The 15,759-nt window shown below is 50.7% G+C and carries 9 protein-coding genes and 1 pseudogene; 7 read left to right on the forward strand and 3 right to left on the reverse strand.

The window, feature by feature from the left end; translation table 11 throughout:
- Nucleotides 1–62: 62 nt before the first annotated feature.
- Complete coding sequence (locus OCV81_RS14430; RefSeq protein WP_148330666.1) at nucleotides 63–1,232, reverse strand: site-specific integrase; 1,170 nt, start codon at nucleotides 1,230–1,232, stop codon at nucleotides 63–65.
- A 602-nt stretch (nucleotides 1,233–1,834) separates the two neighbouring features.
- Here OCV81_RS14430 and OCV81_RS14435 point away from each other — a divergent pair.
- The 4 genes and pseudogenes from OCV81_RS14435 to OCV81_RS14450 all read left to right on the forward strand — a co-directional run.
- Nucleotides 1,835–2,671, forward strand: a pseudogene (locus tag OCV81_RS14435) (quaternary amine ABC transporter ATP-binding protein); the annotation flags it as partial.
- 38 nt (nucleotides 2,672–2,709) lie between these two features.
- Nucleotides 2,710–3,525 (forward strand): ABC transporter permease, encoded by an 816-nt coding sequence (locus OCV81_RS14440; protein ID WP_148330667.1) that lies wholly within the window; start codon nucleotides 2,710–2,712, stop codon nucleotides 3,523–3,525.
- A 186-nt stretch (nucleotides 3,526–3,711) separates the two neighbouring features.
- The gene (locus OCV81_RS14445) at nucleotides 3,712–4,362 is read left to right on the forward strand and encodes an MgtC/SapB family protein (RefSeq protein ID WP_148330668.1); all 651 of its coding nucleotides are present in this window, start codon (nucleotides 3,712–3,714) and stop codon (nucleotides 4,360–4,362) included.
- 309 nt (nucleotides 4,363–4,671) lie between these two features.
- The gene (locus OCV81_RS14450) at nucleotides 4,672–6,414 is read left to right on the forward strand and encodes a DUF4988 domain-containing protein (protein WP_262640379.1); all 1,743 of its coding nucleotides are present in this window, start codon (nucleotides 4,672–4,674) and stop codon (nucleotides 6,412–6,414) included.
- Nucleotides 6,415–6,836: 422 nt separating this feature from the next.
- Here OCV81_RS14450 and OCV81_RS14455 read toward each other — a convergent pair whose 3' ends face one another.
- Together OCV81_RS14455 and feoB are read right to left on the reverse strand one after the other, a co-directional pair.
- Nucleotides 6,837–6,998 carry a FeoB-associated Cys-rich membrane protein gene (locus tag OCV81_RS14455; protein WP_022352614.1) on the reverse strand — a complete coding sequence of 54 codons (162 nt, stop codon included), beginning with the start codon at nucleotides 6,996–6,998 and terminating at the stop codon, nucleotides 6,837–6,839.
- A gap of 13 nt (nucleotides 6,999–7,011) precedes the next feature.
- Nucleotides 7,012–9,483, reverse strand: a complete 2,472-nt coding sequence (gene feoB, locus OCV81_RS14460; protein ID WP_148330670.1) for a ferrous iron transport protein B — start codon at nucleotides 9,481–9,483, stop codon at nucleotides 7,012–7,014.
- 130 nt (nucleotides 9,484–9,613) lie between these two features.
- Between feoB and tilS the strand changes: the two genes are divergently transcribed.
- The 3 genes from tilS (at nucleotide 9,614) to OCV81_RS14475 (ending at nucleotide 15,756) form a co-directional block, all read left to right on the forward strand.
- Complete coding sequence (gene tilS / locus OCV81_RS14465) at nucleotides 9,614–10,894, forward strand: tRNA lysidine(34) synthetase TilS (protein ID WP_148330671.1); 1,281 nt, start codon at nucleotides 9,614–9,616, stop codon at nucleotides 10,892–10,894.
- A gap of 117 nt (nucleotides 10,895–11,011) precedes the next feature.
- Entirely contained in the window at nucleotides 11,012–11,188 is a 177-nt protein-coding gene (locus tag OCV81_RS14470; RefSeq protein ID WP_007561922.1) for a histone H1, read from the forward strand.
- A gap of 149 nt (nucleotides 11,189–11,337) precedes the next feature.
- Nucleotides 11,338–15,756, forward strand: a complete 4,419-nt coding sequence (locus OCV81_RS14475; RefSeq protein WP_148330672.1) for a DUF5113 domain-containing protein — start codon at nucleotides 11,338–11,340, stop codon at nucleotides 15,754–15,756.
- Nucleotides 15,757–15,759 lie beyond the last annotated feature (3 nt).

Below are 15,759 nucleotides of genomic sequence, written 5' to 3' on the forward strand. Positions count from 1 at the left end.
AAGCTGATTGACGATAGGATTATATTGAACCCAATCCTAACTTCTTACTACAGAAGTATTTATCAAGCGACCAATCTGGGCGCACTCGCGTATATCTGGGTCGAACGGATGCTTGTATGCCCCATCAGTTTCGACAGCGTTTCAATGGGTACGCCGTTGGAAAGACATATCGTCGTGGCATACGAATGCCTACTTTGGTGCCAGGTCACGTTTTTGTTTATCCCGCATTGTCTGGCTACCTGTTTGATGCCGTATTTACAGATGTTATAGCATGGGACAGGCAGCAGCTTGCCGTCTTTGGAGACGCCTTTGTATTTGTCGATGATGTGCTTCGCCACGTCCAGCAGGCGGATGTTCGTCGCCACTCCCGTCTTCTGGCGGCTCGTCTTTATCCACAGATGCCCGTCGAAGGAAATTTGCAGGTTCTCTTCCGTGAGGTTCGCCATGTCGCGCCAACTAAGGCCCGTGAACGTGCAGAAGATGAAAAGGTCACGTATCAGTTCAAACCGTTTTTTCTTGAACGTGCCGTTTATCATCTGCGTGATTTCCTCTTTCGTCAGGTAGCCGCGTTTCGTTTCCTCCTTCGTGATGTGGTAGGCATAGAACGGGTCGCGCTGCAACCAGCCGTTGTTGATGGCGGTGAAGATGATGCTCCGGAAAGGCATCATGTACGACCACACGGTGTTGGTGCAATGCCCTTTCTCCACGCGCAGGAACAGCTCGAAGTCCGTGATGAAGGCGGGCGCAAGCTCTTTCAGGGCGATGTCCTCCACCTTGTACCGGGTTTTGATGAACTCCGACAGGTGCTTGTAAACCACGCAGTATTTCCAATAGCTGCGTTGGCTCTTCATCTTGCCCACTAATTTGGCATAGTCCTCGTTGTGCTGCCGGAACACGGCGAGCAGCGTCTTGTGGTTCATACCCATGCCGAGGTACTCGTTGCGCACTTTCTCCGCCGTGACGTAGGTGTCGCGGTCGAACACGTCCTGATACGCCTTGTTCACGCCCACGCGGATTTTGTCCAGCATACGGTTGCCTTCCAGAGCCACGTTGCTCCTTCCGGTCAGCCGCCCGGTCTCCACGCTCCACATCTTTTCCTCCACGTCCAGCCTGCAGCTGAACTGTGCGATTTTCCCGTTCACCGTGATACGGCACATGACTGGTATCAGTCCGTTCTTCTTCGGCGCATTGCGCTTCAGGTAAAATAAAATCTTGAATGTCGCTCTACTCATAGTTCCTACTTTTTTATGGTTGCAAAATTACCTTGTGTAGAGCTGTTTGGCTGTATGTAAACCACAGCAGACCGGCGCAATCGAACCTGCCGCAGGACTTTTTCATCCCCAAAGCCTCCAAACGCCTGTGCGAGTGGCGTTTTTACCCCATTTTGCCGTCCTTTTCCATACCGTTATCCGTCCCGTTCTTCGGTAACGGGATGGTAACGCAATTTCGGCTCAAGTTGGCTTTCTGGCGGTTTTATTTGGCACTCGCCAAAATCGTCAAAACCCCATAAATCATTAACTTTCAATCATTTTTCCGTGATTTGCTCAGTATCTCACTTTTTTGTATTATCTTTGCAGAACATCGCGAAAAAAGTCTTTAGAGGGCAGAATCGTCTGGATAATTCTTTGTTGACCATTTATTTCATGAGATTCAGACTTATTGTCATTCCCCCTATTGCAGTTGTTTCCTGAAACAATAAAAAAATAAATGATTGTTGTTCCTAGAGAATGACAATAAAATTGTTACGTGCCTGTGTGTTTGGCAGACAGGCATTCAAATCGCTTTTGTGTTTAACTGGAGAAAAATATGAACAAATGAAAGGGAGGTTTATTTTATGAATGAGAAAAAGAAAATAGAAATAATCAAGCTCTACCTTATTTTTGGTCGTGAACGGAATAAAGCGTTCAAGATGTTGATGAAAGGGAAGAGTAAATGGGAAATCAAGAAAGAAACAGGGTGTATTATCGCTGTAAATGGTGCCAATTTTGCCATCAATGAAGGTGAGATTTTTGTCATTATGGGGTTGAGTGGAAGTGGAAAGTCCAGTCTGTTACGTTGTATCAACCGACTTGATAAACCTATTCTTGGAGCAATTGTAGTCAATGGCAGCAATATCGTTACCATGACAGGCGAGGAATTACGTACTGTCCGTCGTAAAAAACTGGCTATGGTGTTCCAACAGTTCGGATTGTTGCCTCACCGCACCGTGTGGCAGAACATTGCTTTCGGGCTTGAGCTGCAAGGTGTCAGGAAAAAGGTACGTGAGCAGAAGGCGTTGGAAAGTATGCGGACCGTAGGACTTGCCGGATGTGAAAATCAGATGATAAATGAACTTTCGGAAGCCATGAAGCAACGTGTGGGTTTGGCACGTGCTTTGGCGAACAATCCCGAAATCTTACTCATGGATGAGGCTTTCTCGGCTCTTGATTCATTGAGTCGTATTCAGATGCAGAACGAACTGTTGGCTTTGCAATCAGAAAAGAAGAAGACGATTGTATTTGTTACCCATGATTGGGAAGAGGCCATCAGGTTGGGAGACCGTATAGCCATCATGCGTGACGGTGAAATTCTGCAGATTGGTACGTCGGAGGAAATTTTGACGAAACCCGCCAATGACTATGTCCGGAATTTTGTGAAGTCGCGTGTGACGAAGGCAAAAGGTATTACCTCGGTCATAGATTGATTTATAAACAGAAAACAACAGTTGCAATGATAAACATAGGACATTATATAGAAGTAGCCATTGAATGGCTGGCTGAGAAGGGTGCAGGATTTTTTGATGTGTGGAACGTATACGTAGAAGGCGTCATCGACAGCTTCCAGCTGGTATTGTATGCCATCCCGTTTTATGTGTTTATTTCACTGACTGCTTTATTGGCTTGGTGGAAATCGGGTAAAGGCATGGGGCTTTTCACTCTTTTTGGATTATTGCTCGTATGGGGCATGGGATTCTGGAAAGAAACCATGCAAACGCTTGCTCTGGTGCTCTTCTCCACATTTGCGGCGTTGCTGATTGGGGTCCCGCTCGGCATCTGGACAGAGAAAAATGAACGCTGTAACCGGATATTCCGTCCTGTTTTGGACTGTATGCGGACTATGCCCGTTTTTGTTTTTCTGATTCCTGCGGTGCTGTTTTTCGGGTTGGGTACGGTTCCTGGCGTCCTTGCCACCATTGTCTTTGCCATGTTTCCGGTGATACGCTTTACGGGATTGGGAATGCGGCAGGTGCCCGGGCATGTCGTAGAGGCAGCTCGGGCGTTCGGCGCCACTCCTCGGCAATTATTTTTCAAGGTGCAGTTGCCTTTGGCCTTCCCCACTATGTTGACTGGCATCAATCAGGCTGTCATGATGTCCCTTTCCATGGTAGTGGTGTCTGCTATGATTTCGACTGGTGGATTGGGTGAGGTGGTATTGGAGGGCATCACACAAATGAAAATCGGACTTGGTTTTGAAGGGGGCATTGCCCTCGTGATATTGGCTGTCATCTTAGACCGTATCACCCAGGGCATTGTCCGAAAGGGATAACCACCATTTATTGCTCCCAATAAAATAAGTATTGCCTATTCTTACTTCGTGGAGGTTCTCAGTTTCATGAAAGCCATCGGCAGCAGGTTGAAGACACAAGTTTGAACAGCCGGCTGCCCGATAGCTATGTGACATTGCGAGGCGGCATAAAGAGGTGAATTAAGATGATAAAAAAACTGATTGAGAATGAATATGATTTTAGAAATAACCCTCAGGCTCTTTGTGGCTCTTTTGCTGGGAGGGGTCATTGGAATAGAACGGGAATACCGTTCAAAAGAAGCCGGCTTTCGTACACATTTTCTTGTGGCATTGGGAAGTGCTCTTTTTTGCATCGTGTCACAGTACGGGTTTGGCGTTGATTTGAAAGATTCATCACGGGTGGCGGCACAAGTGGTATCCGGAATAGGTTTTCTCGGAGCCGGGACTATTATTTTTCAAAAGAATGCGGTGCGTGGCCTTACTACGGCGGCCGGATTATGGGTGACTGCTGCCATCGGACTGGCATGTGGAACTGGGATGTATGTGGTGGCCCTCATTGTCACGGTGATGGTGCTTTTCGGACTTGAAGTGATGAATTCATTTATTCCTACTTTCGGTACAACTACGGTACAACTCACTTTCACCGCTTCTACAAAGGAAAGTGTGAAACGGGTGGTAGACCGGATAAAGGATGACTGCATCGAACTTTACTCTTACGAACTGCGTGAACGGCATACCTCCCACGGTGAGATTTATGAAGCAAATATGGAAATAAAGGTAAAACGTGGCAACCATAATGAGCGTCTCATTGGGTATATGGATGAATTTGATGACGTAACGATAGCTTGTATTGAATAAAAAACCTGAGAAATTATGCTATGAATATTGTGCCATATTATTTAGCCCCGACGAGAATGATGATTTGATTTTTGTTGGAAGATACATTGAAGGTTAGAGTGGGCAGATACAAAATATAGGTCCTATATTCTTTGGATTCATGGAAAAATAGAATTCATTGTTTGGAAATATTTACAGAATAGGTTCAAAATCCTACACTTTAATCTATAACTACGGGATGATAGTTATAGTTTGAGATTATGACAAATGTTTTTTTATGAGGCTTTTACTACTTTTGAGATAAATATTACTCATGAAAAAATTATAATTATGAAGCTAAAATCATTATTCTTATGGCTGCTGGTGATAATCGGGGCTGTATCTTGTAAGTACGATGACGGAGAATTGTGGGATAAGGTAAATTCTTTGGATGACCGTTTGACAAACATTGAAAATCAACTGACGCAGATGAATACGAATATCACTTCAATGGGGGCGATAGTTAATGCGTTGGAAGGTAATGTGTATGTGACAAGTGTGACTGAAACCGAGGATGGTTATACGATTGCATTTAGTGATGGCACGACTGCTTCTATCACGAATGGGGCGGCTGGAAAAGATGCTCCTGTCATTGGATTTGATAAAGATACCGATGGCAAGTATTATTGGACACAGACAATCGATGGAGTCCAGTCTTGGCTGACTGATGCAGACGGGAATAAAATACCAGTTACCGGAAACGATGCAGTCACTCCGCAATTAAAGGTTGGAACGACTGGTTATTGGATGATAAGTTATGATAATGGACTGACTTTCACAGAGGTGCTGGATGAAGGAGGAAATCCTGTAAAAGCCCTTGGAGAAGATGGAGATTCTTGGTTTGGAGATGTAAGCTATGACCCAACTTCTGGTATTCTGACCCTTGTGATCAATGGAGAAACCATTGAGTTAACGGCTGGTGAACCGACTGGAATTCCGACAGATGTACAGGCGGGCACTCCTCCTACGATTCTGGCTGGAGAAGAAACATTTACGATGCCTACCAGTATTTCTGCACTTTCAATTGATCCCAACAATTCTAGAGTTGGCCGTTTTAATTTGGCAGGGATTCGAACCAATACAGGTGAATGGCTTGAATTGTATGGCACGGGCGATGAAAAGCAGAATGTATGGGTGGAAATCAATGGAAAACAAAAGGGAATCAAGGTGATTAATGGGGAGGAAGTGGCTACTCGTTCACGTTCCAACTCTCCGGTTTCCAAAGCGAAGGCGGATATTATCTTCTTAGTTGACAATTCAGGCAGTATGAGTGAGGAGGCTAACAAAGTGGCTGAAGAAATTATCAGATGGTCAGATAAACTTTCGCAGACAATGGATGTGAAGTTCGGTTGTGTAGGTATTGACCATCAATACATTAATGGAGCATTGAACATTACCGATGCGGTTACTCTGTCGGAGTATCTGAATTGTAGTTCAGGCGTACGTCGGACACAGCATTATGGAGAGAGTATGACTCACGTTCCTGCAGATATGGCCGATTTGAAACAAAAAGCTCAGGGCTATACCAATGCAGGTGGAGAATGTGGAGGTATTATGTTGCACTATGCCGATGAGAATTTTACTTTCCGTGAAGGTGCCAACCGTTTTTACGTATATTTCACAGACGAACCTAATCAGCCGGGTGGTAATGCACCATGGTCTGTCTTAACCGTTAACAAGGATTCTGGGGACTATAATTGGGATTCTTCAAAGGGAGTGATTTATACAGTATATAGTGGACTGAATCTGTATGGAGATCCTCATGGATGGCAAAACTGGTATGTCAAAGAAGACCCGACGTTGTTCTCAACCTATACAGGTGGACAAATAATTGAGACTACAGGAGCATTTGAAATTAGTCTAGATGAGCTGCCTGTAACCGGAGCCATTACACAGTCGTTTATCATTCAGTTTAATATTACTCCAGATTTGACTGTCGGAGGTGTGTATGATGTGACTATCCTTATTTATTCTTCCGATGGCAGCATTAAGTCGCAATATACTTATGAGGACATACAGTTGATAGCTGCTTGAGGGTGACAGTGCGGTTATCCTAGGTAACTTTGTCTATAAGGGGTGCAGTTCAAAATGAAGTGCGCCCTTTTTCGTATTCGTTATCATTGGATTATATGAAGCAATCGATTTTGTCATAGCGGCAAAATTCATTCTTTGATTCAAAGATAGGGATACAGCAAAAAACAGAGTATGTCCTTGCTGGAACATTTGTGAGGCTTTTGATATATCAGAGACACACCGCCTAAGTTAACTAGAAAACGTCTAAGCGTTCAAACTAAAACGTCTAAGCGTTCGAATCAAAACGTCGAAGCGTTTTGCCTGAAACGTAAAGGCGTTTTACTTCAAACGCTTAGGCGTTTCGAAGAAAACGCTTAGACGTTTTTTACAAGGTAACAAAACTCGTCAGAAACACTACTTATCTCTTCACAAGTCTGCACTTTTCACTCTCTCCGGGAAGGACACCCACTGCATCCGCTACACCCGCTGCATCCGCATCCGCCTGCGTGTCCTTTCCGCCGGATGACCTGACGGAGAAAGCGTCTGCCGGCCCAAAGTACACAGCCGGCTACGATGATATATACGAAAAGATCTTGCATACTCATAATGGTAAGGGTTTTAAATGAACAAACTTCCTATCTGGTGTACCGCAAAGGCAATAATCCAAGCCAGTATGGTGGTATAGGTCGCGGCAAAGACAGCCCATTTCCAGCTTCCCGACTCTTGCCGGATAGCAGCCAGGGTAGCGATACACGGGAAATAAATCAGCACGAACAGCATGTAGCAGTAGGCCACGAGCGGCGTGATGGGAATCCGTTCGGAGAGGTTCACTGAGTCGATGTCGTCGTCATTTGTATAGAGAACTCCCAGTGTGCTGACCACCAGTTCCTTGGCGCCTACACCCGACAGGATGCCGATACCCATCTTCCAGTCGAATCCCAACGGTTCGATGACCGGTTCGATGGCCTTTCCCAGCTGCCCGATGTAGGAGTTCTCCTGCTGTTCGGCTTGTGTGGCGTAGGCATCGTGGTTCGGGTAGTACCCTAGGAACCAGATGATGATGGAAGCCACCATGATGATGCCGCCCATCTTCTTGAGGTATTGTTTTCCTTTCTCCCACGTGTGGCGCAGCACGACCTTGGCCGTCGGCATGCGGTAGGGCGGGAGTTCCATCACGAAGGGCGTGTCTTCACCTTTCACCAGGAACTTGGTGAAGATGCGGGCCATGAGTACGGCCAGCAGGATGCCGATGGCGTAGATGGACAGCAGGATGAGGCTGGCCTTGCCCGGGAAGAAGGCCCCAATCAGTACCAGGTAGATGGGCAGGCGGGCACTGCACGACATGAGCGGGTTCACCAGCATGGTGACCAGCCGGGCCTTGCGGCTTTCGATGATGCGCGACGTCATGATGGCCGGCACGTTGCAGCCGAAGCCCATGATGAGGGGGATGAACGACTTGCCGTGGAGTCCCATCTTGTGCATGATTTTATCCATGATGAAGGCGGCACGGGCCATGTAGCCGGAATCTTCCATGAACGAAATGAAGAAGTAGAGCAACAGGATGTTGGGCAGGAACACGATGACGCCTCCCACACCGCCGATGATACCGTCCACAATCATGTCTTTCAGCGGGCCCGGACTGAGGAATTTCTCGGCTCCTTGTCCGATGAGGCCGACCATCCATTCGATGAGACGCTGCGGGTATTCACCCAGCACGAAGGTACCCTCGAACATGATGTACAGGAAGATGAAGAAGATAGGGTAGCCCCAGAAACGGTTGGTCACGATGCTGTCCACCACCCGCGTAAAGGTCTCCGTGTCGTGGTTGGTCTGCGTGAAGGTCTCCTTCAAGGCACCCGAGATGAAACCATATTTGGCATCGGCAATGCACTGTTCGGTGTCGTCGTTGCCCAGCTGGCGCAGGCGTTCCGCCTCCTTGTCGCGGGCTGCCAGAATCTCCTTGCCGTTGGGCAGCGGGGCGATGACGCGCGTCTCGATGTCCTTGTCGTTCTCCAGCAGCTTGATGGCCAGGAAACGGGTGGAGTATTTGTGGCGGATGTTCTCGTTCTTGCTGATTTCCTTCTTCACGGCGTCGATGCTCCGTTCGATTTCCGGTCCGTGGTTGATGTGGATGTGGCGGATGAAACCTTTGGCCGTGAAGTTGTCTTCCGCTCCTTTGTATTTGTGGTCGGGCACGTAGGCATCGTGCCATTCGCGGAACTCGCGGAGGATTTCGTTCTTGATTTCGTCTTTCTGTCCCATGAAGTCGATACCTTCATACAGGCCGATAATCACATGGAACAGGTTGTCGATGCCTTCGCCCGTGCGGCTGATGGTCGGCACGATGGGCACGCCCAGCAGTTCGCTCAGCTTGTGGTAGTTCAGCTTGTTGCCGCTGTGCTGCAGGGCATCGTACATGTTGAGGGCGATGACCATGCGCACGTTCATGTCGATGAGCTGGGTGGTGAGGTAGAGGTTACGCTCCAGGTTGCCCGCATCCACCACGTTGATAATCACATCCGGGGTCTCCTCGATGATGTGCTTGCGCACGTAGAGCTCTTCCGGGCTGTAGGCCGAGAGGGAATACGTACCCGGCAAGTCCACCAGGCGGAAATGATAGCCCTGGAAGTCGAAGAAGCCTTCCTTCGCATCCACGGTCACGCCGCTGTAGTTGCCCACGTGCTCGTGTCCGCCCGAGGCCACGTTGAAGAGCGAGGTCTTTCCGCAGTTGGGGTTGCCCACCAGCGCCACGTTGATGGTGCGTCGTTTCCCTTGTGCGATGTTGCGCATCACCTCGTCGCTCACGGGGATGCCTTGTGAGATGGGCTCATGGTAGGTGTCGGTCTCCATCGTGTGCCGTGCTTCCTCTTCGCTGACAATTTCAATCATGTCGGCTTCCTGCCGGCGGAGGGAGACTTCATATCCCATGATTTTATATTTGATGGGGTCCTTGAGCGGGGCGTTGAGCACCACTTCCACGGTTTTTCCCTTGATGAACCCCATTTCGATGATGCGGCGCCGGAATCCTCCGTGTCCGAGGACCTTGATAATGACACCTTTCTCACCTGTTTTCAATTCCGAGAGTTTCATGTTGTTTGTATCATTTGTATTTCATTTGCAAAGATACAGCATTGCTTCCTATCCCGCAAGTTATTTAGACTGTTTTTAAATTACGCGTTTTGTGCGGCCTTTTTTCATTTTTTATCCCTAAGTTTGCAGTATGTTTATCCGAAGAGTCAGTCAGTATATAGAAGAGAAGCACTTGTTGCAGCCTGGCGACAAGGTGCTGGTGGCCTTGAGCGGTGGAGCCGATTCCGTGGCTTTGCTGCGTGTGCTGCTCCGGCTGGGGTATGTCTGCGAGGCGGCTCATTGTAATTTTCATCTTCGCGGAGAAGAATCGCTACGCGATGAGCAGTTTGTGCGGGAGTTGGCTGCACGGCTGGATGTGCCTTTGCACGTCATTCATTTCGACACAAACGAATATGCGGCTTCGCACGGAGTATCGGTGGAGATGGCGGCACGCGAACTGCGTTATGGCTGGTTTGGACAATTGCGCCGCGAGTGCGGGGCCAGGGTGGTGGCTGTGGCACATCACCGCGATGACAGCGTGGAGACATTTCTCCTGAATCTGGTGAGAGGAACGGGCATCAACGGCCTGCAGGGCATCCGTCCGGTGAATGGCGAGGTGGTGCGTCCGCTGCTGTGCGTGAGCCGTGCGGAAATTCTGGAGTATCTTGCTTCCCTGGGGCAGGCGTATGTGACAGACAGTACGAACCTGCAGGATGAATTTGTGCGCAACAAGCTCCGTCTGCACGTGATTCCGATGCTCGAGACCATCAATCCGTCGGTGAGTGAGACGATTGCCGAAACGGCACGCAGGTTGTCGGATGTGGCGGAGGTGTATCATGCTGCCATACGGGAGGCCATGGAGCGGGTGATGCCCGACGGGGAAACGGTGGATATTCCGGCGTTGTGCCGGGAACCGGGCGCGCAGAACCTGCTGTTCGAAATCTTGCATCCGTTGGGATTCAATGCGGCACAGGTGGGCGATGTGTTTCGTGCCTTGCATGGTGAGTCGGGAAGAATGTTTCACAGCCGGGAATGGACCCTTCTGGTGGATCGCGACCGGCTTGTCAGGCGTCCGCTGAAGGAAGAGGAACTCACGCCGCAACTGGTTCAGGAAGTGATGGAAGTGGAACCGCCGTTTGTGGTGCCTCTCACGAATACGGTGGCATACGTGGATGCGGATGCCGTGGAAGGACAGCTGATTTTGCGGCGGTGGCAGTCGGGCGACCGTTTCGTTCCTTTCGGAATGAAAGGTTTCAAGTCTGTGCGTAATTACTTGCGCGACAAAAAGGTTTCGCGCTTTGAAAAAGACCGTCAGCTGGTGGTGTGCGACGGAAATCGCATCGTCTGGTTGGTAAATGAACGGGTGGACAACCGCTTCAGAGTGACTTCTGACACGCATCGTATCCTTCGGTTGGAAGTGAAGTGGAGGTAAATGCACAAAGTGTCGTTTTTTTCTCTTAAAAGATGCAAAAAAAGAGGCTGTAAGAGTATCAGATTGAGGTATTTGTATTTACTTTGAATACGTTTAATTAAAATTTTAGTCAGAATTATGAACGAATTAATTGCAAAAATCAAAGAATTGAATGCCGCTTTGGTTGCCGATGCTGAATTGCAGGCTGAAAAAGGAAATAAAGCAGCAGGAACTCGTGCCCGCAAGGCATCCTTGGAGTTGGAAAAAGTTTTGAAAGAATTTAGAAAGGTATCTCTGGAAGAATCAAAAAAATAAATAGTTTCAAGACGGACTCGTATGTCTGAGGGAGAGAGATTGCAGTAATTGTAACGAATACTGTAATCTCTCTTTTGTTTTTTTATCACAAGGCGCTGGGGTTATTCACGGGGAACTTCGTACATTTGTGTGGACTTGTACGTAGGGGTATGAAGGAATTTCGGAAGATAGAATGGTGGATCGTGGCATGGATCGTGGGATGCATGCTGTGTACTTCGTGTGGAAGGCCGTTGCGCAACCGTGTGGACGCGCAGGTGGATTCACTGAACCGGGTGGCGTATGAGGCCCGCTACAAGGATTTGTCTCTTTCATCCCGTGCTGCAACGGAGGCCCTGAAATTGTCCGACGGATATGCGTCAGGACGGGCAGAAGCGCTGAACCACATGGGTTTCTGTGCGTTTATGCGGATGGACTTCGAGCATGCGGCTCGTCTGTTCCAAAAGGCATCGGAAGCCAGCAACAACGAGATTGAACGTCTGGTGGCGGATGTGGGGATGATGAAAATCTGCCAGCGCACTTCTATGAACAAGGAGTTCTATGATTATCACAACAGTGCGATGCAGCGTCTGCGGCGCATCGACGAGGACCGTTCTTCGCTCGAGAAAAATGGTCTGGAGGGACGGCTGAACTATGCCATCTCGGAGTTCTACATCGTGTCAGGAATTTATTATTATTATCTGCAGCAGGACAAGGAGTCCTTGGAGGCCATCAACGCGATACCCGAAGAAACCTTGAAGGGGGATACGGCTCAGTGGCTGTATTATGTATATATGCGGGGGTCGGGCGGCATGTATGAGGCGCCCACGCGCGAGGAAGTGACACTTGGGGAGTTTGGCTACCTGGTGCAGTGCTTGCAGGTGGCGCAGGCTCGGGGGTATATTTATTTCGAGGCCAATGCCTTACAGGCCATGGCGGAACTGCTGGTGTTCCGCAGCAACCGGGAACTGCTGAGCGAGAAGCGGGCGGGGCTGCTGCGGCTGGTCAATCCGGAGAGCCTGCCGGTGGACAGTCTGCCACTGGTGTTTGCCCGGGAGGCGTTGGGACTGTTCAAGCGTTACGGCGACTGGTACCAGATTTCGGGGACGTATCGCACGCTGGCCACTTTCTACAATTATAGCGGACAGCCGGAAAAGGCGCTGGTCAACCTGAAGAAGGCGTTGAACTATGTCAACTTGCATCACGAGAAATATTATCATTGCACGGATTCGCTCGACCGGCTGCAGGCGTATCAGCTGGGAGGAACGGCTTCCATCGAATTGAAGTGGATTAACGACGGGGGTATTCATACCGTACCCGAATGGATTGCCCGTCTGCGGGAACAGCTGAGCCGCACGTATTCGGCCATGGGCTGCAAGGCGGAGTCGGACTACAACCGCAACGTGTACCTGGATATTTTGGATTATACACGGCAGGACAAGGAACTGGAGAGCCGTTATGCGGCGCTGGAAAAGGAGACGGGCCAGCTGAATGTGCTCTTGTGGCTGGTGGCCGCAGGCTTTTTGGTGCTGGTGGTCTTGTTTGTCTGGCTGAACCGTACGTGGCGGAAAAAGAACACCGTGTATCTCACGGAACTGAAGCGCGTGCTGGGACTCTGTCAACAGATGACGGGGGCGGTGCCTGCATCGGCTACAAGCCGGGAGGAAGTGGCCGATGCGGTGGTCGAGGTCATGAAACCGGAACTGAAGGCACTGTTTGGAGTGCGCGATGTGTGCATCACTTTCTGTGAGGAAGGAGAGGCGGAGGACGCTCCGTCTGTTTCGGGTGAAGGGATTCCACAGGTATTCGAGCTCCAATCGCCGGGCAAGTCGGTCACGGTGGGACGGTTGTGGTTGTGGCTGTCGGCTCCTGTACGCAAGGAGGAGCAGGCTCTCATCCGGCTGTTGTTGCCTTACCTGGCCTGGACACTGGAGCATGGCATGAACTTGGTATCGCTCGATGAGGAGCAGAAGCGGCTGGAGAAGGAACAGTATATCCACGAACAGCATCTCATGGAGAACAAGCGCCAGAACGAGGTGAAGAAGGCGTGCCTGTCTATCGTGACGGGGATTGTGCCCTATATCGACCGAATGGTGAACGAGGTGCGCAAGCTTCAGGTTTTGCCATCGGACAGTGAGGAGGCGGTGCGCCGCGGCAAACTGGTGTACATCGACGAACTGGTGACAAAAATCAATGAATACAACGACATACTGGCTTTGTGGGTCAAGATGCGGCAGGGCACGCTGAGCCTTCACATCGAGAATTTCGACCTGGAGGAGTTGTTTGCCATCCTCGCCAAGGGACGCCGTTCGTTTGAGCTGAAGAAACAGACGCTCACGGTGGGCGAGACCACGGCTTGCGTGAAGGCCGACAAGGCTCTGACTCTCTTCATGATCAATACGCTGGTAGAGAATGCCCGCAAGTACACGCAGGAAGGGGGGCGGGTGAGCCTGTCTGCCGAAGAAACGTCCGATTACGTGGAGATTGCGGTGGAGGACAACGGACCGGGGCTTTCGGAGAAGGACCGTTCGCGTATCCTGGGCGAGAAGGTGTATGATTCGGGGGCCATCGGCATGGAGACGGCGGCCGATGCGGCGGAACTTCAGCGACAGAAGGGACATGGCTTCGGATTGATGAACTGCAAGGGAATCATCGAGAAATACCGGAAGACGAACAGTGTGTTCGCCGTCTGCCGGTTCGACATACAGAGTACGCTGGGAAAGGGCAGCCGTTTCTCGTTCCGCTTGCCGAAGGGGGCGCGGCGGATGGCGGGTCTGTTGTGGCTGGGCTTCTGTCTGCTGACAGGTGTGGCCTGCTCTTCCGGTCAGAAACCGGTGGAGCCTGTGCCCGACAGCGGGAAGGTGGCGCCTTACGACAGTCTGCTGGCCATTGCCAACGACTATGCCAACTGGGTGTATGAGTGCAACGTGCAGGGCGACCATGCCACGGCGCTGCTGCTGGCCGACAGTGTGTTGTATTACATGAATGCCCATTATCTCCGCTATTCGGGAAAGAACGGGCCGTTGCTCCGACTGGAAGGGGAAGGCGACGGGGCGGAACTCGACTGGCTGGCTCAGTCGTTCGATACGGATTATTTTATCTTGCTCGACGTGCGCAACGAGGCGGCGGTGGCTTCATTGGCCGTGAAGGATTTCCGGAAGTACCGCTATAACAATGCAGCTTATGCGTCGCTCTACAAGCGGCTGAGCAAGGACAACTCGCTCGAGGAGTATTGCTTGCAGATGCAGCGCTCGGCCAGCAACAAGCGGATTGCCTTGTCGCTGTTCGTGCTGCTGGTGTGCGGCTGTCTGATTGCGTATTACGCGCTCTACCTGCGCCACCGGTTGCATTACCGCTACAACATGGAACAGGTGTTTGTGGTGAACCGCACTATTTTCTCGGCAGCTTCGGGCACGGAGATGCTGGGCGATGAGGTGCTGGAGAAGATGGTCCGCAGCATGTTCAACGAATTGAACGAAATGCTTCTCCTGGAGAACATGGCGCTGGCGGTATTCGATGAGGAGGCTTGTCGCCTGAAAACAGCTTGCTTTGCGGCAGAAGAAGGTGACGAGGAGTTGCACGAACGCTTGCAGCGGTGCTACGATTCGGGACAGACGCAGTGGGCCGGGACCACAAAATGGAGTTTCTTGCCGTTGTGGGTGGAGACCGGAGGCGAGAAGCATTGTGTGGGGGCACTGGCCTTGAAGCTGGCCCGTGCCTACAGCCGCGAGGAAGACCGTCTGCTGGTGGAGATGGTGTGCAACTACCTGGCAGTGGTGTTGTATAATGTGGTGGTACGGGTCAACCGGAAGTTCCACGACATCGAGCTGGCACAGGATGAGGCCCGCCGCTCCCTCTTCGAGGAAAACCAGTTGCACGTGCAGAACATGGTGCTCGACAACTGTCTGTCTACCATCAAGCATGAAACGATTTACTATCCGAGCCGCATCAAGCAGGTGGCCGACCGCCTGAATGGTGACGTCACGGTGGCGCAGCGGAAGGAGCTGCTGAACAATATGGCAGAGCTGGTCGGATACTACAAGGATATATTTACCCTGCTCAGCTCGTGTGCCTCGCGTCAGCTGGAGGAAGTGACATTCCGCCGTACGGAGGTGAGCGTGAAGGAGCTGGCCGAAGGAGCCGGAAGATACCTGAAGAAGGTGATGCGCAAGCGGAACTTTACGTTGGAATGGCAAGCTGAGGTGCCTCCGTTGTGGGTGACGGGCGACCGGGTGCTGTTGCTTTTCCTGCTGGAGAACCTGATGGACGAGGCGGTGCGCGAGGAGGTGTCGGGTACGTTGCGGCTGGAGGCGAAAGAAGAGGATGGGTTTGTCCGGGTGGACTTCATCGACACGCGCCGTACCTACCCGCAGGAAGTGCTCAATGCCTTGTTCTATCCCGACAAGAAGCGGATGTGTCCGTCGGGTGACGGTTCGCATCTCTCGGGCACGGAATACCTGGTGTGCAAGCAGATTATCCGCGACCACGACGAGTATGGCGGGCGGAGGGGCTGCCGCATCAATGCCTGTCCGTGGAACGGAGGAAAGGGATTCAGCGTGTGGTTTACCCTGCCGAAACGAAACAAGAAATAACGA

The organism is Phocaeicola fibrisolvens, from assembly GCF_025567125.1.
GTDB classification, from domain to species: Bacteria; Bacteroidota; Bacteroidia; order Bacteroidales; family Bacteroidaceae; genus Phocaeicola; species Phocaeicola fibrisolvens.

Excerpts from the sequence above, each read along its gene's own strand:
- OCV81_RS14430 (WP_148330666.1), bottom strand. The coding sequence starts at position 1,232 with ATGAGTAGAGCGACATTCAAGATTTTATTTTACCTGAAGCGCAATGCG.
- OCV81_RS14440 (WP_148330667.1), top strand. The coding sequence starts at position 2,710 with ATGATAAACATAGGACATTATATAGAAGTAGCCATTGAATGGCTGGCT.
- OCV81_RS14445 (WP_148330668.1), top strand. The coding sequence starts at position 3,712 with ATGAATATGATTTTAGAAATAACCCTCAGGCTCTTTGTGGCTCTTTTG.
- OCV81_RS14450 (WP_262640379.1), top strand. The coding sequence starts at position 4,672 with ATGAAGCTAAAATCATTATTCTTATGGCTGCTGGTGATAATCGGGGCT.
- OCV81_RS14455 (WP_022352614.1), bottom strand. The coding sequence starts at position 6,998 with ATGAGTATGCAAGATCTTTTCGTATATATCATCGTAGCCGGCTGTGTA.
- feoB (WP_148330670.1), bottom strand. The coding sequence starts at position 9,483 with ATGAAACTCTCGGAATTGAAAACAGGTGAGAAAGGTGTCATTATCAAG.
- tilS (WP_148330671.1), top strand. The coding sequence starts at position 9,614 with ATGTTTATCCGAAGAGTCAGTCAGTATATAGAAGAGAAGCACTTGTTG.
- OCV81_RS14470 (WP_007561922.1), top strand. The coding sequence starts at position 11,012 with ATGAACGAATTAATTGCAAAAATCAAAGAATTGAATGCCGCTTTGGTT.
- OCV81_RS14475 (WP_148330672.1), top strand. The coding sequence starts at position 11,338 with ATGAAGGAATTTCGGAAGATAGAATGGTGGATCGTGGCATGGATCGTG.